Annotated in this window: 26 protein-coding genes; 4 read left to right on the top strand and 22 right to left on the bottom strand. The window is 46.0% G+C overall.

What is annotated here, in order from left to right:
- Positions 1-222 precede the first annotated feature (222 nt).
- The 18 genes from DWZ67_RS09435 to DWZ67_RS09345 all read right to left on the bottom strand — a co-directional run bounded on the left by DWZ67_RS09435 (position 223) and on the right by DWZ67_RS09345 (position 19333).
- On the bottom strand, positions 223-768 hold the full coding sequence (locus DWZ67_RS09435) for a 2-oxoacid:acceptor oxidoreductase family protein (RefSeq protein ID WP_005826606.1): 546 nt from the start codon (positions 766-768) through the stop codon (positions 223-225).
- A gap of 22 nt (positions 769-790) precedes the next feature.
- Positions 791-1552: a thiamine pyrophosphate-dependent enzyme gene (locus tag DWZ67_RS09430; RefSeq protein WP_005826605.1), complete on the bottom strand. Its 762-nt coding sequence runs from the start codon at positions 1550-1552 to the stop codon at positions 791-793.
- A gap of 11 nt (positions 1553-1563) precedes the next feature.
- A complete protein-coding gene (locus tag DWZ67_RS09425; RefSeq protein ID WP_005826603.1) occupies positions 1564-1737 on the bottom strand; it encodes a hypothetical protein in 174 nt (57 codons plus the stop codon).
- Positions 1734-2819, bottom strand: coding sequence for a 3-methyl-2-oxobutanoate dehydrogenase subunit VorB (locus DWZ67_RS09420; RefSeq protein ID WP_120138678.1), 1086 nt, complete (start codon positions 2817-2819; stop codon positions 1734-1736). Before DWZ67_RS09420 ends, DWZ67_RS09425 begins: the two co-directional genes overlap by 4 nt.
- A gap of 19 nt (positions 2820-2838) precedes the next feature.
- Complete coding sequence (locus tag DWZ67_RS09415; protein ID WP_005826600.1) at positions 2839-3066, bottom strand: ferredoxin family protein; 228 nt, start codon at positions 3064-3066, stop codon at positions 2839-2841.
- 16 nt (positions 3067-3082) lie between these two features.
- Positions 3083-3358, bottom strand: coding sequence for a tetratricopeptide repeat protein (locus tag DWZ67_RS09410; protein WP_005826598.1), 276 nt, complete (start codon positions 3356-3358; stop codon positions 3083-3085).
- Positions 3359-3533: 175 nt separating this feature from the next.
- Positions 3534-3971 carry a ribose 5-phosphate isomerase B gene (rpiB, locus tag DWZ67_RS09405; protein ID WP_005826596.1) on the bottom strand — a complete coding sequence of 146 codons (438 nt, stop codon included), beginning with the start codon at positions 3969-3971 and terminating at the stop codon, positions 3534-3536.
- Positions 3972-4062: 91 nt separating this feature from the next.
- Positions 4063-6072, bottom strand: a complete 2010-nt coding sequence (locus tag DWZ67_RS09400) for a transketolase family protein (protein ID WP_009036826.1) — start codon at positions 6070-6072, stop codon at positions 4063-4065.
- Positions 6073-6262: 190 nt separating this feature from the next.
- Positions 6263-7807, bottom strand: a complete 1545-nt coding sequence (locus tag DWZ67_RS09395; protein ID WP_005836036.1) for an alpha-N-arabinofuranosidase — start codon at positions 7805-7807, stop codon at positions 6263-6265.
- 23 nt (positions 7808-7830) lie between these two features.
- Entirely contained in the window at positions 7831-9429 is a 1599-nt protein-coding gene (locus DWZ67_RS09390) for a xylulokinase (RefSeq protein ID WP_016273410.1), read from the bottom strand.
- Positions 9430-9553: 124 nt separating this feature from the next.
- Positions 9554-11062, bottom strand: a complete 1509-nt coding sequence (gene araA / locus DWZ67_RS09385; protein ID WP_117959098.1) for an L-arabinose isomerase — start codon at positions 11060-11062, stop codon at positions 9554-9556.
- A 38-nt stretch (positions 11063-11100) separates the two neighbouring features.
- Entirely contained in the window at positions 11101-11787 is a 687-nt protein-coding gene (locus tag DWZ67_RS09380; RefSeq protein WP_044468144.1) for an L-ribulose-5-phosphate 4-epimerase, read from the bottom strand.
- Between the two features lie 9 nt (positions 11788-11796).
- Positions 11797-12474 (bottom strand): NUDIX hydrolase, encoded by a 678-nt coding sequence (locus DWZ67_RS09375; protein WP_044468143.1) that lies wholly within the window; start codon positions 12472-12474, stop codon positions 11797-11799.
- Between the two features lie 33 nt (positions 12475-12507).
- Complete coding sequence (locus DWZ67_RS09370; RefSeq protein ID WP_044468142.1) at positions 12508-14250, bottom strand: sodium:solute symporter; 1743 nt, start codon at positions 14248-14250, stop codon at positions 12508-12510.
- 22 nt (positions 14251-14272) lie between these two features.
- Positions 14273-15412 (bottom strand): aldose epimerase family protein, encoded by a 1140-nt coding sequence (locus DWZ67_RS09365; RefSeq protein ID WP_120138676.1) that lies wholly within the window; start codon positions 15410-15412, stop codon positions 14273-14275.
- A 266-nt stretch (positions 15413-15678) separates the two neighbouring features.
- On the bottom strand, positions 15679-16833 hold the full coding sequence (galK, locus tag DWZ67_RS09355) for a galactokinase (RefSeq protein ID WP_005826576.1): 1155 nt from the start codon (positions 16831-16833) through the stop codon (positions 15679-15681).
- Positions 16834-16882: 49 nt separating this feature from the next.
- Entirely contained in the window at positions 16883-18193 is a 1311-nt protein-coding gene (locus DWZ67_RS09350; RefSeq protein WP_005826573.1) for a sugar MFS transporter, read from the bottom strand.
- Between the two features lie 42 nt (positions 18194-18235).
- The gene (locus DWZ67_RS09345; RefSeq protein ID WP_034528954.1) at positions 18236-19333 is read right to left on the bottom strand and encodes an aldose epimerase family protein; all 1098 of its coding nucleotides are present in this window, start codon (positions 19331-19333) and stop codon (positions 18236-18238) included.
- A 198-nt stretch (positions 19334-19531) separates the two neighbouring features.
- Between DWZ67_RS09345 and DWZ67_RS09340 the strand changes: the two genes are divergently transcribed.
- Positions 19532-20503: a type I phosphomannose isomerase catalytic subunit gene (locus DWZ67_RS09340; protein WP_005836045.1), complete on the top strand. Its 972-nt coding sequence runs from the start codon at positions 19532-19534 to the stop codon at positions 20501-20503.
- Positions 20504-20577: 74 nt separating this feature from the next.
- On the opposite strand, the gene DWZ67_RS09335 is transcribed toward DWZ67_RS09340, so the two are convergent.
- The 4 genes from DWZ67_RS09335 to DWZ67_RS09320 all read right to left on the bottom strand — a co-directional run bounded on the left by DWZ67_RS09335 (position 20578) and on the right by DWZ67_RS09320 (position 22804).
- Complete coding sequence (locus DWZ67_RS09335; RefSeq protein ID WP_005826570.1) at positions 20578-20838, bottom strand: hypothetical protein; 261 nt, start codon at positions 20836-20838, stop codon at positions 20578-20580.
- 12 nt (positions 20839-20850) lie between these two features.
- Positions 20851-21204 (bottom strand): phage holin family protein, encoded by a 354-nt coding sequence (locus DWZ67_RS09330; RefSeq protein ID WP_005826569.1) that lies wholly within the window; start codon positions 21202-21204, stop codon positions 20851-20853.
- 19 nt (positions 21205-21223) lie between these two features.
- Positions 21224-21433 carry a YtxH domain-containing protein gene (locus DWZ67_RS09325; RefSeq protein WP_005826568.1) on the bottom strand — a complete coding sequence of 70 codons (210 nt, stop codon included), beginning with the start codon at positions 21431-21433 and terminating at the stop codon, positions 21224-21226.
- A 93-nt stretch (positions 21434-21526) separates the two neighbouring features.
- Positions 21527-22804: a DEAD/DEAH box helicase gene (locus DWZ67_RS09320; protein WP_057281801.1), complete on the bottom strand. Its 1278-nt coding sequence runs from the start codon at positions 22802-22804 to the stop codon at positions 21527-21529.
- Between the two features lie 174 nt (positions 22805-22978).
- Between DWZ67_RS09320 and DWZ67_RS09315 the strand changes: the two genes are divergently transcribed.
- The 3 genes from DWZ67_RS09315 (at position 22979) to cysQ (ending at position 25292) form a co-directional block, all read left to right on the top strand.
- Entirely contained in the window at positions 22979-23383 is a 405-nt protein-coding gene (locus tag DWZ67_RS09315) for a lipocalin-like domain-containing protein (protein ID WP_172685027.1), read from the top strand.
- 48 nt (positions 23384-23431) lie between these two features.
- Positions 23432-23932 (top strand): SPOR domain-containing protein, encoded by a 501-nt coding sequence (locus DWZ67_RS09310; protein WP_005826564.1) that lies wholly within the window; start codon positions 23432-23434, stop codon positions 23930-23932.
- Positions 23933-24467: 535 nt separating this feature from the next.
- Entirely contained in the window at positions 24468-25292 is an 825-nt protein-coding gene (cysQ, locus tag DWZ67_RS09305) for a 3'(2'),5'-bisphosphate nucleotidase CysQ (protein ID WP_057281802.1), read from the top strand.
- The last annotated feature ends 1 nt before the right edge of the window (position 25293 follow it).

Raw genomic sequence — 25293 nt, 5'->3', positions numbered from 1 at the left:
TGCTTACTGAATTCAGCCTTTTTTGCTTCTTTTAAACTGTCTTGTTTTCTGTTTTGTTCTATACTGCTTCCGGTTCTCTGCCCTTGAATCCATACTTTTTCCGGCTTGAAATGAAATAAGCCCTTGCAATAAATCAATATCACAAGGGCTTATCCGTTTTCCTTTATCTCTTATTCTGGCGTAAAGTTCCTCCTCTTATGGGGAGTGGCTTTACATAGCCTTTCATTTCATTTCCTGAATAAGTTCCATTCCTTTCTTGATAGCTTCTTCGTTCATCGGTATCAAGTGGTGGTGGCGTTCGGGCAGTGTCTTCTTCAATCCTCTGAGTACACTGTCCAGTGTAACCATCGGCTTGATTTTCAATAATCCACCCAATACAATCATGTTGAATGCCTTGGCGTTGTTCATTTCATTGGCGGCATCCATGGCGTTGATGCGGTAAACGTGGATGTCCTTACGCGTCGGCGGGTTGATGATGCCGTAACCGTCGTAGATAAGTACGCCTCCGGGTTTTACCTTGCTTTCGAATTTCTCCAGTGACGGCTGGTTCAGGATGATGGCGGCATCGTACTTGCTTAAGATGGGTGAGGATATTTTCTCGTCACTTACGATGACTGTTACGTTGGCTGTACCACCACGTTGTTCCGGTCCGTAAGCCGGCATCCAAGTCACCTCTTTGCCTTCCATCAATCCGGAATATGCCAAAATCTTTCCCATGGACAATACACCTTGTCCACCGAAGCCTGCTATAATGATTTCTTCTTTCATTGTTCTTCTGTCTTTAGCATGATTATTTATCTTTCAGGTCGCCCAGCGGATAGAAGGGGAACATGTTCTCTACCATCCATTCATTGGATTTCGCAGGAGACATCTTCCAGCCGGAGTTACAGGTGGAAACGATTTCCACAAGGTTGGAACCTTTGCCTGCCATAGAGTTCTCGAATGCTTTGCGGATAGCCTTTTTCGCTTTGCGGATGGCGGGAACGGACTGTACGCTTTGGCGTGTCACGTAAGCGGTTCCTTCCAATTGTGCAGCAATATCGGCCATCTTCAGCGGATAGCCGTGCAGATGCACGTCACGTCCGTAAGGGCTGGTCGATGTCTTCATGCCTACAAGGGTAGTGGGAGCCATTTGTCCCCCGGTCATACCATAGATGGCATTGTTGATGAAGATGATGGTGATGTTTTCGCCGCGGTTCAAGGCGTGGATGGTTTCGGCAGTACCGATACAAGCCAGGTCGCCGTCTCCTTGGTAAGTGAACACCAGGCGGTCTGGCCAAAGGCGCTTGATGGCAGTGGCAAGTGCGGGCGCACGTCCATGGGCGGCTTCCTGCCAGTCGATGTCTATATAATTATAGATGAACACGGCACATCCCACGGGGGAGATGCCTATTGCTTTGTCTTCCAGTCCCATTTCTTCGATAACTTCGGCTACGAGTTTATGAACTACGCCGTGACTGCATCCCGGGCAGTAGTGCATGGGATTGTCGTTCATCAGAGTCGGTTTCTTGGCAACCAGATTCTCGGGCTTTATAATATCTTCTTTTGTCATAATCACTTCTCCTATCTGTTGGTGAACCGTATGAAAAACTCCATCAACTTGACGAATATCGCCGCGCCGCAGACGTAGATGAACAGCTTGAAGTCATCTTTTGCAGCAAAATATATAATGATAGCTGCCAGGGCAAGTACCATGAAGAGAATGTTCAGTACGTTTCTTATTTTATCAGGATTCATTTCTTAATCAGTTTTTCTTTCAATGCATCTACTATCTCATCCGGATCGGGAACAATGCCGCCGAGGCGTCCGAAATGTTCTACTTTCACTTTACCGTTCACGGCAAGGCGGACATCTTCCACCATCTGTCCGGCATTCAATTCTGTAACGAGCATACCTTTCACCTTGTCGGCATACGCGACAATGGCTTTGGTCGGGAACGGCCACAACGTGATGGGGCGGAGCATACCTACCTTTATTCCTTCTTCGCGTGCCAGCTCCATTGCTTTCTGTCCGATGCGTGCCATAGAGCCGAAGGCTACAATCAGGTAGTCGGCATCATCGCAATGAATTTCCTCGAAGCGAACCTCATTCTCTTCTATCTGCTTGTATTTGGCCTGGAAACGGATGTTGTTCTTTTCCATTTCTTCCGGTTTCAGTTCCAATGAGGTGATGACGTTGGGTTTGCGGCCATTGGTTCTGCCGGTAGTGGCCCATGGGCATTGTTCGATGACTTCCGCATCGGTGCGGCGTGGCTTTTGTACCGGGAGCACCACTTTTTCCATCATCTGGCCGATGACACCGTCGGCAAGGATGATTGCCGGATTACGGTATTTGAAGGCAAGTTCGAATGCCAGTCCTACGAAATCTGCCATTTCTTGTACGGAAGCCGGAGCAAGGGCAATCAGACGATAGTCACCGTGGCCGCCTCCTTTTACTGTCTGGAAATAGTCGGCCTGGCTCGGTTGGATGGTTCCCAGACCGGGACCGCCGCGCATAACGTTTACAATCAAGCAAGGCAGCTCGGCACCTGCCAGATAAGAGATACCTTCCTGCTTTAGGCTGACACCGGGGCTGGAGGAGGAGGTCATGACCATTTTACCACTTCCGGCACCGCCGTACACCATATTGATAGCTGCCACTTCACTTTCTGCCTGAAGAACCACCATGCCGGTCGTCTCCCAGGGTTTCAGTTCGGCAAGAGTTTCCAATACCTCCGATTGCGGAGTAATGGGATATCCGAAGTAACCGTCTGCACCGCAACGGATGGCTGCGTGGGCGATGGCTTCGTTTCCTTTCATTAATACAACTTCTTCTGCCATATTCTACTGATTTACAGATTTATTCTACTTTTATTTTATATACTGAGATACATCCGTCCGGACATACTGTGGCGCACGAGGCGCAGCCGTTACAAGTATCTTCCAATATCTGGTGGGCATAGTTATACCCTTTCACATTCACCTCCTTGGTGAGGGCTATTACGTTGAGCGGACACGCTACCACACACAAGTTGCAGCCTTTGCAACGTTCGGTGTCTACTACGATTGCTCCTTTGATTTTTGCCATAATTTACGTTCTTTATTTATTGATTGTACATATCCTTGTTGTAGAAGTTCAGGATGTCCATAGCCATTTGATAGGCATGTTGTGCCGGGCTTTCGGGGTTCAGGTCGATGGCATACTGATAGTTGTTCAGTGCTTGTTGCCAGTTGCCTTGTTTCCGATAGGCATTTCCCCGCAGGTAGTAAGCTTCGTCTTTGCCGGGAAAGTCTGTTTGCAGTATTTCGTCAAGCTGCTGGATGGCTTGCTCTACATTTCCCTGGTTGATAAGCTCTTTTATGGTATTCAGTCGTTCCATATCTAAAAAATATCCGGGTTATCGAACCACAAAGATAGTTTTTATTTGAAGACAATGAGCATCTTCACTGTGAAAAATAAGAAAAAGGGGCAAATAAAAAGCCCGAAGTTTCTCACGATTCTATCAGAATGTCAGAGCTTCGGGCGGATATCATAAAGAATGTGATTCTACTGCTTTACAAGTGTACCGGTATCTTGTCCACTCTTCGTTGGTGGCGTCCGCCTTCGAATGGTGTACTGAAGAATTCCCTCATAATCATGTCGGCTTCTTCGGTACTGATGAATCGCCCTGGCATGACAAGCACATTGGCATCATTGTGCTGGCGTGCCAAATGGGCTATTTCTGCCGTCCAGCAGAGGGCTGCGCGGATACCCTGATGCTTGTTCAGCGTTATGCTGATACCTTCACCGCTTCCGCAGATGGCAATTCCCGGATAGCACTCTCCGGCTTCAACGGCCAGTGCCAAAGGATGTGCAAAGTCGGGATAGTCGCAACTCTCGGTTGAGTAGGTCCCGAAGTCCTTGTAAGCCCAGCCTTTGGCTTCCAACCAGCCGCGAACATATTCCTTCAATTCGAAGCCTGCATGGTCGGAACAGATTCCTATTGTTTTCATGATGGTCAGTTAATATACCAATGTGCCAATGTGCTGATGCCTGCAGCTTGTAGGGCGCGGGCAATCAGCACATCAGCACATTGGATAATGATTATAACATTGCTTTTACTTGTTTGTAAACGTTCTCTGCGGTGAAACCGAGCTTTTCGTCCAGCACTTTATAAGGTGCCGAGAATCCGAATGATTCCAATCCCCATACTTTACCGCGGGGACCTACCAGCCCTTGCAGTGTGACGGGCAGACCGGCTGTCAGGCCGAATACCTTGGCACCACACGGGATAATGCCTTCTTGATATCCCGGAGCTTGGCTACGGAACAGACCTTCGGAAGGAACGGACACGATACGCACCTTGATGCCATCCTTGCGCAGCAATTCAGTACCGGCTACCAATGTGGCAACTTCCGAGCCTGAAGCAACGAGGATTATATTTGGATTTTCATCGGAGCCGGCTACAATATAAGCGCCTTTGGCAGCTTGTTCGTAATCGTTGCCTTCGGGCAGGTTGGCGATGTTCTGGCGGGAGAAAATCAAACCGGTTGGGGTTGTGGTATTTTCCATTGCCAGTTTCCATGCCACAGTTGTTTCTTCTGCATCTGCCGGGCGGAGTACCAACATGGAATTATGTCCCTTGTGGTTTTTCAGTTTTTCCATCAGGCGGATTTGGGCTTCCTGCTCTACCGGTTCATGGGTAGGACCGTCTTCACCTACACGGAAGGCATCGTGTGTCCAGATGAACTTCACGGGAACTTCCATCAGGGCTGCCATACGTACGGCAGGTTTCATGTAGTCGGAGAATACGAAGAAAGTTCCGCAAGCGGGGATTACACCGCCATGCAGTGCCATACCGATACAGCAACATGCCATAGTCAGCTCGGCAACACCGGCCTGGAAGAATGCACCGCTGAAGTCACCTTTCTTGAAGGCATGTGTTTTCTTGAGGAATCCGTCTGTCTTGTCGGAATTGGAAAGGTCGGCAGAAGCAACAATCATATTTTCTACTTGAGTGGCGAGAGCACTGAGCACAGTGGCAGATGCTGCGCGGGTGGCAACGCCTGCTTTCTGTTCGATGGCGGCCCAATTCACTTCGGGAGCCTTGCCGGAGAAAAACATTTCCAGTTTGGCAGCCTTTTCCGGATTGGCTTTTGCCCATGCGGCTTTGGCTGCATACTTTTCAGCCATGATTTTCTTCAGCTCAGTTGCACGCTTGGCATATAGTTCGGCCACTTCGGGGAAGATGACAAACGGATTTGTCGGGTCACCACCCAAATTCTTGATAGTGTTTATATAAGCGTCGCCGCCCAGAGGAGCACCGTGCGTGGCACAATCAGCCTCGTAGCTGCTGCCGTCTGCCTTGCGGGCACCTTTACCCATTACGGTATGACCGATAATCAGCGTCGGACACTCTTTCTCAGCTTTGGCTTCGTTCAGTGCACCGCGGATGGCATCGGGATCGTTACCATTGATTTTAATGACTTTCCAGCCCCAAGCTTCGTATTTCTTGCCGGTATCTTCGATGGTCACATCCTTTGTCTCGGTAGAAAGCTGAATGTCGTTGGCATCATAGAACATGATGAGATTATCCAACCCTAATGCTCCGGCGATACGGCCTGAGCCTTGGGAGATTTCTTCCTGGATGCCACCGTCAGAAATATAAGCGTAGATGGTCTGTGGCATTACTTCTTCGAAACGTGCCTTCATGAACTTGGCTGCGATGGCTGCACCGACTGCAAATGTGTGTCCCTGGCCGAGCGGTCCGGAAGTGTTTTCGATGCCGCGCATGATGTCACGTTCGGGATGTCCCGGAGTAGGGCTTCCCCATTGGCGGAACTCTTTCAGTTCGTCCAGCGTGAACTTGCCGGTCAGGGCCAATGTAGAGTAAAGCATCGGTGACATGTGTCCCGGGTCGAGGAAGAAACGGTCACGACCTTCCCAAGCCGGATTTTCAGGGTCATATACCAGGAACTCTGAGAAGAGTACATTTACAAAGTCAGCACCACCCATGGCACCGCCCGGATGCCCGGAGTTGGCTTTCTCAACCATGGATGCAGCAAGGATACGGATATTGTCCGCCGCACGGTTCATAAGTTTGTTGTCGTTCATATTGAATCTAATTAATTTTGAATATTATCAATAGGTTATTTGGTCCTTGTAGGTTTTCCAAGGGCAAAGATAACTCTTTATGCGTAATTCACAACACTCGAAGAGTGTCTTTTTTATCAGTATTACTGCCTTTTTGCTGCTAAAATGATACTAAACGTATTTAGCTGATTTTGTGCGGTGCACGGTAGTTTTACTGTAACTCAATAGTAACGATTGATTTGGCCGGAAGTTTAATCTTGAGAATATCTTTATTGATTTTTACCTCTTTGAACGGAACGGGTTTCACATTGTCGGGATTTTCAAATGAATTGTAGTCCGTCAGATTGGTGGAAGTCAATATTTCACCAACTGCTTTCTTGGCTTTCGTTCCAGACAGATTGATGGTCACTTCCTGTGCATTGTCTGCATCTACGTTGGACATGGAAATGTGTATCTTGCCGTTTGGGTCTTTGGAGGCGGTAGCGCTGACCATTGGTATTCTGCGGTTGTCGCGTACATCCATCATGTCGCAGTTCAGCTCAAGAGGAATGTAGGTGGCATCCTGGTGTACATTGTACATTTTGAATACATAATAAGTGGGGGTGAGTACCATGTTTTTTCCGCTGGTCAGAATCATGGATTGCAATACATTGACGATTTGGGCAATGTTTGCCATTTTCAGACGGTCGGTATATTTATGGAAGATGTCGAAGCTGAGGGAGGCGACAAAAGCATCACGCAATGTATTCTGCTGGTACAGATGTCCGGGATTGGTACCCGGTTCAGTGTCCCACCAGGTTCCCCATTCGTCAAGCATAAGAGCCACGTTCTTTTGAGGGTCGTATTTATCCATAATGGTGCAATGCTTCTTGATGACATCTTCTATTTCGCGGCATTTGCCCAGTGTCCAGTAATAATCGTCTTTACTGAATCGGGTGGCGGCGCCTTTACTGCCGTTCCATCCGCTGACGGTATAGTAGTGCAAGGAAAGACCGTGCATACGGCCGCCTACGCGGTCCATCAGCACTTTGGTCCAGTTATAGTCGTAGTCGCTGGCACCGCTGGCTATCTTGAAAAGGCTATTGCCGTCATAGTTGCGGCAGTAGGTGGAATAGCGGCGGTAGAGGTCGGCATAATATTCGGGACGCATGCTCCCACCGCAACCCCAGCTTTCGTTACCCACGCCGAGGTATTTTACTTTCCAGGCTTTGTCGCGACCGTTCTGGCGGCGCAGGCGTGCCATGGGGGAGTCTCCTTCGGAGGTCATGTATTCCACCCATTTGGCAAGTTCTTCTACGGTACCACTGCCTACGTTTCCGCTGATATAGGGTTCACAACCCAGCATTTCGCAGAGATTGAGGAACTCATGGGTTCCGAAACTGTTGTCTTCGATAGTGCCTCCCCAGTTGTTGTTCACCATTTTGGGGCGGTTTTCTTTAGGGCCGATACCGTCCATCCAGTGGTATTCATCGGCAAAACAGCCGCCCGGCCAGCGGAGGACGGGTACACGGAGCTCCTTCAGTGCATTGAATACGTCGGTGCGATAACCGTTGATGTTGGGAATATCGGAGTTTTCACCTACCCAAAGTCCGCCATAGATACAAGTTCCCAAATGCTCTGCAAATTGGCCGTAGATTTCTTTGGGAATGATTTGCCCGCTCTGGTCTGTGTGTAAAGTGATAGTGGCACTTTTCTGTGCGAAGAGTGACAACGAGGTGGAGAGAAATATGCTACTGATAAATAACTTTGTGTTCATAGTTTTTTAGTGTTATTAAATACTTAGTTCTTGAATCTTACTGCTGCTTCTTCGATGGGCAAACCTGCTTTATAGCTTTCAATGTAGGTGTTGAATCCGCTTACATCTTCGGCTGTCGGTGAGATTTCAATACCGGCATCTCCGGTGAATACATGCTTGTCCAGGAAGTCGGCAAGGGATTGGCTGTTTCCGTTATTTGCGAGGTAGGAAGCGAGGAGGGCAATACCCCAGGCACCACCTTCGCCGGCTGTTTCCATAACGGAAATGGGTGAATTGATGGCAGCTGCCAGTATTCTCTGGCCTACTCCTTTGGTTTTGAAGAGTCCTCCGTGACCGGTGATTCTGTCTACTCTGATTTTCTCTTCATTGAAAAGGATGTCGTTGCCGATTTTGAGAACTCCCACTGAAGCATACAGATGGGTGCGCATGAAGTTGGCAAGGTTGAACTTGTCGTTTGCCGAACGTACAAACAGTGGACGTCCGTCTGCCAGTCCCGTTATAGGTTCGCCTGATATGTAGTTGTATGAGATGAGGCCTCCGCAGTCTGCATTGCCTGTCAGGGCGTGGTTATAGAGCTTTCCGTAGATTTCGTCCATATCTACGGGGATACCCATCAGTTCCTGGTATTCTTTGAAAATATTGATCCAGGCATTGAGGTCGGAAGTGCAATTGTTGCAATGCACCATAGCTACGAGGCTTCCGTCGGGGGTGGTTACCATGTCAATCATTTCGTAGGGCTTGGACAATTCTTTCTCCAATACAATCATTGAGAAAGAGGAGGTGCCTGCCGATACGTTTCCAGTGCGCTGCTTTACGGCGTTGGTGGCAACCATGCCGGTTCCTGCGTCACCCTCGGGCGGACAGACGGGAATTCCTGCTTTCAGATGTCCCGATACGTCGAGGCGACTGGCTCCTTCGGGAGTAAGGAAGCCTGCGTTTTCACCGGCCGACAATACCTTCGGCAGAATATCTCGAAGCCTCCAGTCGTATCCTTTCGGAGCAATAAGTCTGTCGAACTTATCCACCATTTCAGAAGAATAGTTTTTGGTGATGGGATCGATGGGGAGCATACCGGAGGCATCTCCTATGCCCAGTACCTTTTGACCGGTTATTTGCCAGTGGACAAAACCTGCAAGGGTGGTCAGGTAATTGATGGATGGAACGTGTTCTTCATTATCGAGGATGGCTTGGTAGAGGTGGGAAATGCTCCAACGCAGAGGGATGTTGTAGACAAATAGTTCGGATAGGGCTGCGGCAGCCTGGCCGGTATTGGTATTTCTCCAGGTACGGAAGGGCACAAGGATTTCTTCTTTTTCGTTGAATGCCATATAGCCGTGCATCATGGCACTGACACCGATGGCTGCCAGGGTTTCTATCTCTGTATCGTAAAGGCTCTTTACATTAGCACGAAGGTCTGCGTAGCAATCCTGCAACCCATACCAGACAGCTTCGACGCTATATGTCCACAGTCCGTCGACTAACTGATTCTCCCAAGTATGGCTTCCCTGGGCGATGGGTTTGTTTTCCTGGTCAATCAAAACCGCCTTGATTCGTGTGGAACCGAGTTCTATGCCAAGGATGGCCTTACCTGCCTCAATGGTTGATTTTGCATCTAATTTCATGGTATTAATGATAATTTACGGATTTATAGTACGATTATAAACAACGGATTACTAATTGCAAACTACTAGTTACGTTTGTGGTACGTGTAATTAGTAGTCCGCAATCGGTAATCCGTAATGATTATCAGCAAAGTGCCTTGTTCAGCATATAGTAGACTTCATTCATGCGCAGTTCTTTTTTGAACTCGCTGATGGTGGTATTTTCATCGATGACTACCATTTCGATGCCGGCCATTTCGGCAAAGTCTTCCCAATATTCCACCGTCAGGTCGTAGGAGAAGCTGGTATGATGTGTACCTCCGGCCAGAATCCAGGCTGCAGCGCCCACCTCGAGGTTGGGCATTGGAATCCACAGTGCGCTGGCAACGGGCAACTTGGGCAGAGGCTTGCTCTTGATGCATTCTACTTTGTTCACAATGAGGCGGAAGCGATTGCCCAGGTCTACGATGGTAGCGGCTACACCTTCACCTTGCTTGCTGGTAAATACCAGGCGGGCTGTTTCGCTGTCGATACCGATGCTCAGACGGTGCACTTCCAGTTTCGGCTTCTGTTCGGCAATCAGTGGACAGACTTCCAACATGTGTGCCTGCAGGATGGCGCTCTTTTCTCCGTCGAAGTTCAGCGTATAGTCTTCGAGGAAGGAGCACCCCTTCGGCATGCCTTGACTCATCACCCAAGTGGTACGGTATAGTGCCGCAGTTTTCCAGTCGCCTTCGGCACCGAAGCCGTAACCTTCCGCCATCAGTCGCTGTGAGGCCAGTCCGGGGATTTGGTCAAAGTCGCCCAAATCGTTGAAGTTGGTGGTGAAGCCTTTGGCACCCGTGTCTTTCAGCACACGGCGAATGGCGATTTCGGCCTTGGCGGAGTTCCATACTTTGGTGTAGGCTTCCGTACGTGCGTCTTCCAGTTCGGGAGCGTGGTCGTAGAGCTTGAAGTATTCTGCTACGAGTGCCTTCACGTCCTCGTCGCTGACAGCATTGTAGTGTGTCATCACATCATTGATGGGATAGTAGTCCACATGATAGCCCAATACTTGTTCGGCACTGACCTTGTCACCGTCTGTCACAGCCACGTTGTTCATCTGGTCGCCGAAGCGGATGATGAGCATATCCTGCGCATCAGCCCATGCGGCAGCTACGCGCATCCATGCGGCAATCTGGTTTTGGGCTTTTTCGTCCTGCCAGTGGCCTACTACCACTTTGCGGTTCTTTCGCATACGTGTCACGATGTGTCCAAATTCGCGGTCGCCGTGAGCCGATTGGTTTAGGTTCATAAAATCCATGTCCATCGTCTCCCAGGGAATTTCCTTGTTGAACTGTGTATGGAAGTGTAGTAATGGCTTCTTCAGTTCCTGCAAACCGTGAATCCACATTTTGGCAGGAGAGAAGGTGTGCATCCAGGTGATGACCCCGATACACTTTTCGTCGTTGTTGGCGGCCTTGAAGGCAGCAGTTACTTCTTTGGATGAATTGACCGTACCTTTATATACTACCTTTACGGGCAGTTTCCCGGAATCATTCAGACCTTTCACCATTTCATTACTATGTGCGTCTACTGCGATAACTGCGTCACCTCCGTACAAGAGCTGTGCTCCGGTTACGAACCATACTTCATATTGTTCAAATGTGTTCATACAATTTATTTTTATAGTTTATATTTAAAGAATGATAGTTATTTCTGTCCATAATAAGCGTTAGGACCGTGCTTGCGGCTGAAATGTTTTTCTATCAGCAGCGGATTCATGGTCAGATTGGGGTTCACGGCATAGGCTATACTTGCCATTTTTGCCACCTGCTCCATCACTACGGCATTATGTACCGCTTCGTGTGCGTCTTTTCCCCACGAGAAAGGACCGTGGTTCTTTACCAATACTCCGGGAGTATGTACCGGGTTCAGCCCCTCAAAGCGTTTTACGATGACATTTCCCGTTTCCAGTTCATACGCTCCTTCCACTTCCTCCTTCGTCATGTCTGCTGTGCAGGGTATGGCGTCGTGGAAGTAATCGGCATGTGTTGTCCCGATATTCGGTATGTCACATCCGGCTTGTGCCCAGGCTGTGGCGTAAGTAGAGTGCGTGTGCACCACACCGCCGATTTCGGGGAATGCTTTATAGAGAACCAGGTGGGTCGGCGTGTCTGAAGAGGGCTTTAACCGTCCTTCCACGACCTTACCGTCAAGATTCACCACTACCATATCTGTAGCTTTCATGTCATCGTAGCTTACACCACTGGGCTTGATGACTACCAATCCCGTCTCACGGTCGATGGCCGAAACATTGCCCCAGGTGAAGATAACCAGTCCATGCTTCACCAACTCAAGATTGGCATGGAATACTTTTTCTTTCAGTGCTTCTAACATAACTCTATTTTACAGTTTAAATTTCGGTGCCTTACGATATAGATTCTCGTTGAACTGATATAGTGCAGCTCCCCGTTTGGAGCCGGTTTTGTCTATTTTGTCCGTCTTTTCGATACAGTCCAGTTCGGCTATCCGCTTACGGAAGTTGCGTTTGTCCATGGCTTCTCCATAGATGGCTTCGTATAGACTTTGTAGCTGCGATAAGGTGAACAGCTTGGGTAGCAGGTTGAAGCCTATCGGCTCGGTAGAGGCCTTCTGCTGCATCAGCTTCCGTGCCTGCGCTACCATTTGCGGATGGTCGAAAATCAGTTCCGGCAGTTCGTTGATATTTACCCAAAATGCATTGTGTTTCTGCACCAGTTCTTTATCATACTCATTGATGTTGATTAGTGAGTAGTAGGCAATAGAGACAACACGTTCGCCCGGGTCACGGCCGATGGCTCCGAATGAGCCGACCTGCTCCATGTATACATTGTCCAGTCCGGTCAGTTCATGCAGTACGCGTTTGGCAGCATCGTCCACGCTTTCATCCTCTTGTACAAATCCTCCCATCAGAGACCATTCGCCCATTGCCGGCTGAAAGTTACGCTTCAGCAGCAGCAGGTTCAGTTCCCCTTCGTTGAAACCGAAAATGATGCAGTCCACGGAGACGTAGAATTTGGGGTTCTTACTATAATAAGTTGTCATAAGTATGTATATTTATCGTTTGACAGTTGAGTGTTACCAGAAATAAATATAGAATAGAGCACAGAGAATCACAACTCCCAGTGAAGCAATGACATCCCATTTATTCCAACTTTCTCTGATTAGTTTTTTGTAACTGCCGGTGAAGGTTATGGCTTCTATCTGCTCGGCAGTGGGTTTGGGAGTGAAACAAGAAACTACTGCCATCAGTACGAGCAGGAATACAAGCAGCCAAATTTCGAAGATGAGCCAGTTGGTCTGCCAGAACCAGCTGGTGTATTCCCAGTACCAGCCGTTCATGACGTCTTTACCGGTATTGGTAAAGATATTCGTCAGTAGGCGTACCATACCGATGATGAATCCTACAATCATGCCTACTTCACCCGCTTTCGGTGTAATCCGTTTTGAGAAGATACCCAATGCAAATACGGCTACCATGGCAGGAGCCAGGAGTGACTGGATGCCTTGGAGGTAATCGTATAGACTTCCTAGACTCATCATGATGGGAATCCATGCCATACCAAGGATAACAACTACTACTGTGGCAATACGTCCTACCAATACGTAGGTAGCTTCACTTTTACCTTTGCACATGGGTTTATAGAAATCTTCAGTGAAGAGAGTGGCACATGAATTGAAGAATGCAGCCAGCGAAGCAACCAGGGCACAGATGAAACCGATAGTTACAATGCCTTTTACACCGGCGGGCAACACGTCTTTTACCATAACGGCAAAAGCGGCATCTGTGTTTGACATGTCGAACTCGCCTTTGGCGGCCAGGGCTGCTGCCACCATGCCCGGAATGAGGAACATGAATACCGGCAGAATCTTGAAGTAACCGGCTGCAATGCTACCGCGACGGGCGCGCTTCATTACGACATCATTCGCTTCTCCTTTACTTTGTCCAAGCACACGTTGAACAATGTGCTGGTCTGTACACCAATACCAGAAACCGATGATGGAAGCTCCGATGAATACCCAAAAACCGGGATATTCCTGATACATCGGGTCTGCTTCACTCCAATGGAACATGTGGTTGGCACCGTATGCATGGCCGTCTGCTCCTACATTCATGGCATTGCGGGCATGTTCCATCATTTCTGTCCAGCCGGTAGCGATACTTCCACCACCTAGAGCTGACAGCCCCAGGAACAGAACGAGAAAGGAACCGATAATTAGAATAGGGGTCTGGATAGCTGAAAGGGTCATTACCCCCTTCATACCACTCAATACCGTGAAAAGACCGGTCAGTACAATCAGGCCGATAGCTCCGTACCAGAATGGTAGTCCAAGAAGAAATTCGAGGAAGATACCTCCGGTATAGGCTGTTACGCTCACTTTAGTCAGAATGTAGGCAATCAGTGTTATGATGGAGAGCCATGAACCCGTGCGTTGTGTGTAACGGTATTTCAGAAAATCGGGCATAGTGATGATTTTTCCCATCTTATTATTCAGCAACTGATAGAACGGAACAAACAACCATCCTAAAAGAAGAATCATCCAGCCTTGCATTTCCCAGTGAGCCATGCCTACTCCCGATTTTGCTCCGGTTCCGGCAAGACCTACCAGGTGTTCCGAGCCAATGTTGGCAGCAAAGATTGCTGCACCGATAATGTACCAGGGTTCTCCTTTACCAAATAGATAATCAGCACTGCTTGCTCCTTGTTGCATACGTTTGTCTTTCTGGACAGCACGCCATACAGCCCATATTACAGCTGCCATGCCGACTATGAGGATTACCCAGTCGAGCCATATAAATTCATGTGAATTCCAATTCATTGTACGATGTGTATTTAAAAGGTTATTTTTCTATAGTGAATTTAAAGATACATTCGCTGTTGTAAATTTGTCCGGGTTCCAGTACGACAGAAGGCCATTGGGATTTGTTGGGGCTATCCGGATAATGTTGTGTCTCGAGGCATACGGAAGCGCGTTGGTTGTAAGTAATGCCTTTTTTACCTTTTACGGTGCCGTCCAGGAAATTCCCGGTATATACTTGTATGCCTGGCTCATTGGTATAAACTTCCAGGGTGATGCCGCTTATAGGCGATGTCAGTTTGGCTGCCACTTGGGATAGGTCACCTTTAGTATTCAGTACCCAATTGTGGTCATATCCGTTTCCATTCTTTATTTGTTCAAAGTCCGTCCGGTTGATGTCTTGTGCCACACTCTTGGGAGTGGTAAAGTCCATTGGTGTTTCTTTGACGGAGATGATGTCACCCGTTGTCATGAAAGTACTGTCTACCGGAGTATAGTTGTCTGCATTGATGTATAAGATGTGGTCTGTTGCTGCCTTTGAAGGATCACCTGATAAATTGAAATAAGAATGGTTAGTCATATTGATAACCGTCTTTTGGTCTGTTGTTGCACTGTATTTTATATCAATGGCATTGTCATCCGTTAACTTGAAAAGTACTTTTGCCGTAACATTACCCGGGAAATTCTCGTCTCCATCCGGTGAAATGCGGGTGAGCTTCAGAGTTGTGCTGTCAATGGGATTGGCACTGTATACTTGGTATTGCCATCCTTTGGGGCCACCGTGCAGGCAATGTCCGAAATTGTTCTGTGGTAACTGTATGGTATCTCCGTCAAGAACGATTTTCCCTTGGTTAATCCGGTTGGCGTAGCGTCCGATAGAAGCACCAAAGTCACTTGGTATGTTGATGTAATCGGCAATGCTGTCAAAGCCCAATACTACATCCTGCATAACTCCATTTTTGTCGGGTACCATAATGGATACAATACGTCCTCCAAAGTTTGTGATGCATACTTCCATGCCCGCTTTATTCTTCAGCGTATAAAGCTGTGTCTGGGCGTCATTGACTGTTGTTTGGAATTTTACTGGATCAAGACCGGACAGCGTAAGCGTTGTTTCTGTCTTTTGATTGCACGCAGTTAGCATCATTGCGGCAATTCCTGCAAGTAGAACATGTCTTTTCATGGTTTTGTATTTAATGTAAATGAGATGATTATCTTTCTTTGGGTGTAAAAGTAACACTTTTCTTTAGTGTAGGCTGTACACTTTTATATGTTATGCAACATAAGTGTCAAGAAACATATCTGTGCCAACTGGCTGTACAGATAGATGTGTTCGGAATAAACTTCTCGGATGATTTTGTTTTTAGAGTGGAAAACGGTGGAATAGGGGAGAAGAAAAAGGCGCTTCTCATTACTGGGAAACGCCTTTTATTTGAATGCTGATGTCTATTATTCTAATCTGCGGGCACCGTCGCTGATGACTACATCATATACTTTTGGGCTTCTGCCGAACTTCTTCTTGAATTCATCTTTTGCTTTTTCGATGAATGTACTGTACAATTCATCCTTTACCAGATTGATTGTACATCCACCGAATCCACCGCCCATGACACGTGAACCGGTAACTCCACAATCGAATGCAAGGTCATTCAGAAAATCGAGTTCTTCGCAGCTTACTTCATACAACTTACTCATGCCATGATGTGTTTCATACATCTTTTGGCCTACAGTTTCATAATCGCCTTTTTCCAGGGCGTCGCAAACGTCGAGTACGCGTTGAATCTCTTCGATGACATATTCTGCACGCATATAGTCTTCTGCGCTGATGTCGGCTTTGGCTTCTTCCAGCATGCCCATGGTAACGTCACGCAGGAATTCTACGTGTGGATGCTTCTTCTGAACAGCGGCAACAGCAGCTTCGCAGCTTTGACGACGTTTGTTGTATGCTGAAGATGCAAGTTCGTGTTTCACTACAGAATCTACAAGAACCAGACGATAGCCTTGCGGGTCGAATGGGAAATACTGATATTCCAGTGAACGGCAATCCAGGCGGATAAGGCTTCCTTTCTTTCCGAATACAGAAGCAAATTGGTCCATGATACCACAGTTTACGCCACAATAGTTGTGTTCTGTAGATTGTCCCACTTTTGCCAATTCAAATTTGTCTATCTTGTTGTCACCGAACAAGTCGTTCAAAGCATAGGCATAGGTACTTTCCAAAGCTGCTGACGAGGACATTCCTGCACCCAGAGGCACATCGCCTGCAAAAGCGGTATTGAAACCTTTTACATCTACACCGCGTTTCATCATTTCCCGGCACACGCCAAAGATATATCTTGCCCAGCTTGCGCGGGGTGCATCTTCTTCATTCAAGCCAAATTCCACATAATCTTTCAGGTCGATGGAATAAGCTTTTACTGTGTTTGTGCCGTTGGGCTTTATTTCTGCAATCATTCCCTTATCGATTGCTCCGGGGAATACAAAACCACCGTTATAGTCTGTATGCTCACCGATAAGGTTGATGCGACCCGGAGAAGCATAAACAGCTCCCGTTGTTCCGTCAAAGTGCTTGATGAAACGGCTTCTTACGTATTCTATATCCATGATATTTATATTTTATAAGGTGAATAAATAAATTACCTATATTTTCTTGTTAATCGACCTTGATGTCCTTATTGACATTTTTGCAGCCTACCAAACCGTAGAACAACAGATAGCCAAGGGCTGCGATGATAACCCAGTAACTCGGCATGAAACCTGCAATGTCGGCCACCAAACCTTGGATAACGGGCAAGATGCCGCCGCCGCATACCAATACCATGAACAGACCGGAAGCCGCTGCCAGATATTTACCCAATCCTTCTACGGCCAAATTAAAGATACCACCCCACATGATGGAAGTACACAGACCTACCAGTACCAGATACATTGCGTTGATAGGTACTTCTGCAAATCCGAAAGAGAGACCTCCCGTAGCGCTTTGTTGGAGTACCGGCAGATTGACAAGCGAACCGGTAGATGAGAAGATGGCAAGGAATACCAAAAGTAAGCCTAATGCGGAAGTAAAGGTAAGCATTGCCTTACTGGAGATTTTTGCACCCAATGAAGCGCCGGCCAGACGTCCAATCAGCATGAGGAACCAATATGTACCTACAACAAAACCGGAAATGGTGGAAGAAATGCCTGCTCCTCCCTTTTCAATCGGGTCGGTCAAGAACAAGTTCAGAGTACCCGGTACACCAACTTCGACACCTACATATACAAAGATTGCTATAGCTCCCAAAATGAAGTGGCGGAATTTTAAAGCGCCTGACATCAACTTACCGATAGGTTCTGTTGAAGTTGCAGCATTGGGTTCCGGTATGGGCACAATCAAAAGAACGAAGAACGCGATGGCAAATACAGCCATTGCTGTGTACATTACAGGGAATATCTGAGAGATAGTAGCTTTTTCAATGGAACCGGCAATCAGGATACCTACGAACATCGGAGTAATGGTGGCCATTACGGAGTTGAAAGAACCACCCACTTGGATAAGCTGGTTTCCTTTGTTACCTTCGCCGCCGAGCTTGTTCAGCATCGGGTTGACTACCGTATTAAGCAAACACATGGAGAAACCGGCGATGAAAGCGCCAATCAAATATACGGCAAAAGCCATATCAGGGCTTGAATGACCTGATAAATATTGGATACCTACACCGATAAAGCCTACAGCTACTGCTATCAATGCCGTTTTTTTATACCCTACCCGTTGTAGTAAGATGCCGCTTGGTATTCCCATCACTGCATATGCAATAAAGTTACCAAAGTTACCCAACATCCCTAAAGCGTTGGATACTGAAAACTGATTTTTCAGTACGATTCCCATAGGGGCAGCAAGGTTGGTAACAAATGAAATCATACCAAAAAGGAAGATCATCGTGATAATTGCGATGAGTTTACCATTCTGTTTTTGTTGTGTCATGGTTTTGTAAAATTAATAAGTTTATAAATTGGATTAGTTATTTCATTCTTGTACACCAAACTTGTAGATTGTCACTTGCTGGTACTCATCACCCGGTAGCAATACTGCCGACGGAAAATGGGACTTGTTGGGCGTATCGGGAAAACACTGGGCCTCAAAGCAGACTGCACTTCTTGCAGGGAAAGTGGCTCCATGGGCACCTTCAAAGCCCCCGAGCCAGTTTCCTGTGTAGAGCTGGACGCCATTTTCAGTGGTATATACTTCCATCGTTCGCCCGCTGTTGGGCTCTATGCAGGTGGCTGCAAGGCTCAGCTCTCCACTTTCAGTCTTGTTCAGTACATAGCAATGGTCATATCCTGCGCCATTCACAATTTGTGTATGTTTCTCATCAATTCGTTCACCAAGAGTATGGGGAGTACGGAAATCCATAGGAGTACCTTCTACCTTCAATATCTCTCCGGTAGGAATGGATACTTCATCGATGGGTACATAAAAATCTGCGTTGATGGTAACGATATTGTTTAAGACTGTAGGGGAGGGATTGGCTATACCGGCAAGATTGAAGAAACCGTGATTGGTCAGATTGACGATGGTGGCTTTATCGGTAGTAGCCCGGTATTCGATGACCAGAGCATTGGTCTCATCCTCCAGGCGATAAGTCATTTCTACTTCGAGATTTCCGGGGAAGCCCTCTTCGCCGTCAGCGGATGTGTAGTTGAAGATGACTGTTGATGGCTCTGGCTGGACAGCATCCCATACACGGGTATGAAAACCAGTCGGACCACCATGCAGTGAGTTGGGACCATTGTTGATTGCCAATTGGTGCTCTTCGCCGTATAAAGTAAACTTTCCTTTAGCTATCCGGTTACCGTAGCGTCCGATGGTAGTGTTTAGAAAAGGTTCCGGGCTGTTGATTACATGTTCAATACTGTCGTGTCCTAATACAACATTGGCATATTTGCCATTTTTGTCGGGTACCATGATGGAAAGTATTGCACAGCCGTAATTAGTAACTGCAACTTCCATTCCCTGGGCATTCTTCAGGATAAACAAATCTGTCTTTTTGTTATTTATATCCTTTTGAAAGTCTTTTTGGTTCAAACCGGACAAATTACTTTCTGTTGGAGTAGTGTTTATCATATCCATGGTATTAATTAAATTTCTTGCAAATAAAAAGAAATTCTTTTGTTCCCCCAAGTAATTGGAAGGAAATGTGGAGAACATTTTAGGAAAGTTTAGCGTTTAACAAATGGAATACAAATTGATATTTTTTGTATGTTTGCCCCCGGAATCTAAAAAAATCACATCATTAACAGAAAGTTCTAATAAAAACAACGAATGTATCCTCTAAAATTTGAGCCTATTCTGAAGCAGACGCTTTGGGGAGGCGACAAGATTATTCCATTCAAACATTTGAATGATACCCTTGCCAATGTAGGCGAGAGTTGGGAAGTGTCGGCAGTAGAAGGCAGTGAGTCTATAGTGGCCAATGGTGCAGACAAAGGATTGACGCTGCCGGATATGGTCAGAAAATATAAGGAAGACCTGGTAGGAGAAGCCAACTATGCACGTTTCGGAAATAAGTTTCCTTTATTGATAAAGTTTATTGATGCCAAGTTGGACTTGTCGATTCAGGTACACCCGGGTGACGAGTTGGCTAAGAAACGTCATAACAGTTTTGGTAAAAATGAAATGTGGTATGTTATTGCTGCTGACCAGGGTGCCAAGCTGATTTCCGGTTTTGCAGAGCAGATTACTCCGAAAGAATATAAGGAACGAGTGTATAATGGTACGTTTGCGGATGTTCTGCAGACTTGCGCCATTAAACCGGGCGATGTGTTTTATGTGCCTGCAGGTCGGGTACATGGAATCGGTGCGGGAGCTTTTGTAGCAGAAATACAGCAAACGTCGGATATCACTTACCGTATTTTTGATTACAATCGTAAGGATAAGGATGGTAAATCAAGAGAACTGCATACAAGCCAGGCCATTGATGCCATTAATTTTGCAGATGTGCAGGACGATTTTCGTACGGAGTACGAGCAGGTGCAGAATGAACCGGTAGAAATGGTGGCAAGCCCGTATTTCACGACTTCCATCTATGACATGACGGAAGAAATCACTTGTGACTATTCTGAACTGGATTCTTTTGTTATTTTTATTTGTGTGGAGGGTTCTTGCCGTATTATTGATAATGAGAAGAATGAAGTTTCCGTACAAGCGGGCGAAACAATCCTGCTGCCAGCTGCAACCCAAGAAGTGACGATTGTGCCTGAAGGAGCAGTGAAGTTGCTTGAGACGTACGTATAAAAGTGCTCAGACTATATCGGATAAAAAAGAGGGGATGACTGTTATGGCCATCCCCTCTTTTTTTATCCGATATTCTATCTCTTTCTTCCAAATATTTTTCTGAATTTCTTCATTACCTTTACCCCCAATACTATACCGTCAAAAACAGCCATACCCGTGTTGAATGCTCTCATCATGGCATTTGCCTTGTTGGTAGCTGGTTCCAGCGGAGCAAAAATTTCTTGTGTAAGCCCAGTCATGATTTCTTTCTGGAGTCGTATTTCTTGTAGCAGCATGGCTTTTTTCTGGGCGATGCTTTCTAAAGTGACGGGAGTCGTATTGGTCGTATTATCCATGAATATTTCGAATTAATTGTCTAAGAATAATTCTGCGATAAGTTTTACTGTCGGATCAATAATGAGCTTTTTGCGGAATAGGACAAGCAGAACGATGAGTAGGATATGGAAGCACGTGATAAGTGCAAAACTCATCATTAGCCCGCCTACCAGCGGAGCTAAGATATAGACCAGCGTAAACGACAGATGAAACAGAACCACTACGCCGAGTATGACGACCAATAGCACCAATAAAAGCGTAGAAAGCAGTTTGGACAGTTTTTCGGTGACTTCCAGTTTGGTATATTCTTTTTGCAGCTCCAGGTATTTCTTGAATTCAATGAAGAGCTGCTGCATATTTTCTATACTTTTGTCGTCTGCAAACATAGTGGTTCTGTTTTTTACCTTATTCCGTTACCTCACCTTTGATTTCCGCAGCAATTTCATCTACCAAGTCTTCCATTTCGCTTCGGTTCAGACGAATCCCTTTCTTACGGAGAATTTCTGCGATTTTGTTACGGGTGTCTTCTCCTTTTTCAGGAGCAAATAAGATACCGAGGGCTGCACCTACTGCGGCGCCACCCAGGAAAGCTGCTAAAACATTTAATCCTTTCATAATGATATTCCTTTCTTTTTTGAGGTTCGTACGACAAAACTAACAAATTTTTTTGAAACTTTGTTCGGAATATCAGTTTTTTTATGATTGTCTTTATCTTCCAACTCCTTTTTGGGTGTTGTTTTGCGAGGTTTGCTTTTTTCTTCTCCAAAAGTCTCCATTCGTACGGCTCCCGCGATAGATTTTGTTTTCCTTGGTTTTGGCCTTAATTTCTTCAGTCTTGATTTTCTGGGCTTTTAAACCATCGGCGGTGACAAAAGGGTGTTCTTTTATTACTGGGATACTTTTCCCTATCAATTTTTGGATATCTTTCAGGTAAGGCAGTTCTTCCGATTCGCAAAAGGAGAGGGCAATACCGTCGTGGCCGGCACGTCCGGTTCGTCCGATACGGTGCACGTATGTTTCCGGAATGTTGGGCAACTCATAGTTGATGACGTGTGATAGTTGGTCCACGTCGATACCTCGTGCTGCAATATCGGTTGCTATCAGTACACGCAGTTCATGGTTCTTAAAGCCGGTCAGTGCTCGCTGTCGGGCATTCTGCGACTTGTTTCCATGTATGGCTTCGGCTCTTATTCCGGACTTACTAAGGGTACGTGCAAGTTTGTCTGCTCCATATTTAGTTCTGGTGAAGATAAGTACGGACTTGATAGCCGGATTCTTCAGCAGATGAATCAGTAAGTCTTTTTTCTCTTTTTTCTCAACGAAATAGACTGATTGGGAGATTGTGTCAACCGTAGACGATGCAGGGGTGACTTCCACTTTCTCGGGGTGCGTCAGCATGGAGTTTGCCAAGGTCTCTATTTCCGGAGGCATTGTGGCCGAAAAGAAGAGAGTCTGCCGTTTTGCGGGCAATAGCTTTAATATGCGTCGGATATCATGTATGAATCCCATGTCCAGCATCCGGTCTGCTTCGTCCAATACGAAGAATTCGAGTGCTTTTAGGTTAATGAAACCTTGGTTGACCAGGTCTTGCAGTCGTCCGGGAGTTGCAACCAGTATTTGTACTCCACGTTTCAGTTCATCTGTCTGTGGCTTTTGTCCTACACCACCGAAGATGACGGCATGTCTCAGTCCGGTATACTTACCGTATGCACTGAAGGATTCTCCTATCTGTATGGCCAACTCGCGGGTCGGCGTCAGAATGAGTGCTTTGATACTTTTGCGATTATCCGTTTTATATAACTTTTGCAAGATAGGGATGGAAAATGCGGCGGTTTTGCCTGTTCCGGTTTGAGCACATCCTAATAAGTCTTTTCCTTGAAGTAATATAGGGATCGATTTTTCCTGGATTGGGGTAGGGGTGGAATACCCCTCTTCTTGAAGAGCCTTCAATATAGGTTCTATCAAATTCAAATTTTCAAATGTCATGTAATCAATTAAGTGAGCCTCATGCCCTGTTTATATTTGGCAAATATACGTCAAGTCTTCCGGGAAATCTCTTTTTATGGAGGGGTTTAATTATATTTAACTAAGGATGCTGAGGTATAATCGCATGTTATGGTGTACTTTTGTTCCATATTTAGATAGTGGCATGGAAAAATGATGAAATTGCATTTAAAATATCTTTGGATTGTATTGGTGGCTTGTACTTTGACCGCTTGCATGAATGGTGGGGGTGACTTGGCCGGTAAGTGGCAGTTGCGTCAGTATCAATATGCCGACGGTACATCAGAGAAGGTGGACAGTGTATTCTATAATTTTCAAAAAGGAAGTTTTTCTGCCATATGTTTGTTGAAAGATGGAGGGTTGACTACGTTTTTTGGAAATTATTCTTTGAAAGGTGCTGAAATTTCCATTATTTTGTTGCCTGAAAGCGTTAACGATAAAAATTATGATACTTATTTCGGGTGGCCGGAAGGAAAATGTACCTTTAAAGTAGAAGATTTGTCCTACTCTTCATTGCGTTTGGAATATGAGGGTACGAAATCTATTTTTCGGAAATTTTGAGATAAAGAATAAGAATAGACGATTTTACTAATAAAAACAATAGAAAAGATGAAAAAATTAGCCGTATTGGGAATGGGAGTATGCATAGCTCTGGCATTCTCTTCTTGTAAATCAAGTGAAAGTGCTTATAAGAAAGCATATGAAAAGGCAAAACAGCAGGAATTGGCCGAGCCGCAAACAACTGCCCCTGCTGAAGAGGTGGCTCCAGTGGTTACCGCTCCGGTAGAAGTAAAGGTGGTGGAAAGTGCACCTGCCGGCATGCGTCAGGAAAAGGTGACTGTGGTATCAGGTGGTACCAGCTTGAAAACCTTTAGTGTAGTTTGCGGAGCTTATAGCGTGAAAGCTAATGCGGAAGGTGTGAAGCAGGCATTGGTGAATGAAGGCTATACTGCAATGGTGGTTTACAATGCAGAAAGAAACCTGTATCGTGTAGTTATCGGTACATTCGATGACAGAGCATCCGCCGAGAATCTGCGCGACTCTTTCAAAGCTAAACATCCTTCGAATGATGACTTCCAGAAGGCATGGTTGCTGTATAGCGTCAATTAATAGAATTCTTTTTGGTAATTCATAACAGAAAGGAATGTATGTTTCCTTTCAAGATGAGGCAGTAACTGCGAAGTTACTGCCTTTTTCATGATATGCCGAAAGAATGTGAAGGCTGGCGCTGTCGCGTGTTTGGTTTGGCAAAACAAAGTGTTTCCTTTAACAGAACAGTTTGTTTCATTAAAGAGAACACTTTGTTTCTCTTAACAGAACATCTCGTTCTATCGCATAAAAACAAAATGTTTTTATATACTGAAACAACTTGTTTTTAAAGGTTGAAACAAAGTGTTCAGTACTGTGAACTAACGGACTAATTGAGAAAAGACCCAGATAAACTCATGTTGTCACAGTCTCTTTAGTTCCTCTTCCTTCGTGAATATTTCACTCTATTTCTCTGCTCCGGATTGATTTTTCTGATTGTGAAAAGTGCTTATAATATTCTCTCTTTCGTTTAAAAGAAGTTATAAAACCGGAGGTGGAAACTTTCGGACCTAAAAAAGTTTTTAATTTTGTGCCTTATCTTTGAGAAGAATATAGTATGGAACAACAATATATACTGAATGCGATTGATGCCGCTTTGCAGGCTGGCGAGAAAATTCTCTCCATTTACGATAATCCGGCATCGGATTTTCAGGTAGAAAAAAAAGCGGATAATTCTCCTCTTACTATTGCCGACCGTAAGGCTCATGAAACTATCTGCCGTTTTTTGGCTGATACACCTTTCCCTCTGCTAAGCGAGGAAGGCAAACATTTGCCTTTTTCGGAACGACGGAGTTGGGAAACTTTATGGATTGTAGACCCTTTGGACGGTACGAAGGAGTTCATCAAGAGGAACGGTGAGTTCACAGTGAATATAGCTTTGGTGCATCACTCGGTACCGGTAATGGGAGTTATTTATGTGCCGGTAAAAAAGGAGCTCTATTTTGGAGTGCATGATTCGGGTGCTTATAAACTATCCGGTATTACTGCACGTGATGGAATGTCGTGGGATGAACTGCTTGCGAAAGCTGTCCGGCTGCCGGAAACAAGCGTGCACGAACGGTTTGTAATTGTGGCTTCCCGTTCGCATCTGACGCCCGAGACAGAAGATTATATCGAGAAAATGAAATGCAGCCATGCGGAAGTTGAGCTTATATCAAGTGGAAGTTCCATCAAGATTTGTCTGGTAGCTGAAGGCAAGGCTGATGTATATCCTCGTTTTGCCCCTACGATGGAATGGGATACGGCGGCTGGGCATGCTATTGCACGTGCTGCCGGAATGGAAATTTATCAGGCGGGGAAGGAAGAACCTTTGCAATATAATAAGGAGGATTTGCTGAATCCGTGGTTTATCGTAGAACCCAAGCATACCGAAATAAAATAAC

This window comes from Bacteroides sp. AF34-31BH (genome assembly GCF_003602795.1).
Classification (GTDB): Bacteria; Bacteroidota; Bacteroidia; order Bacteroidales; family Bacteroidaceae; genus Bacteroides; species Bacteroides uniformis.
The sequence above is the reverse complement of the archived record's forward strand: the minus strand, read 5'-3'. Positions and strand labels throughout refer to the sequence as shown.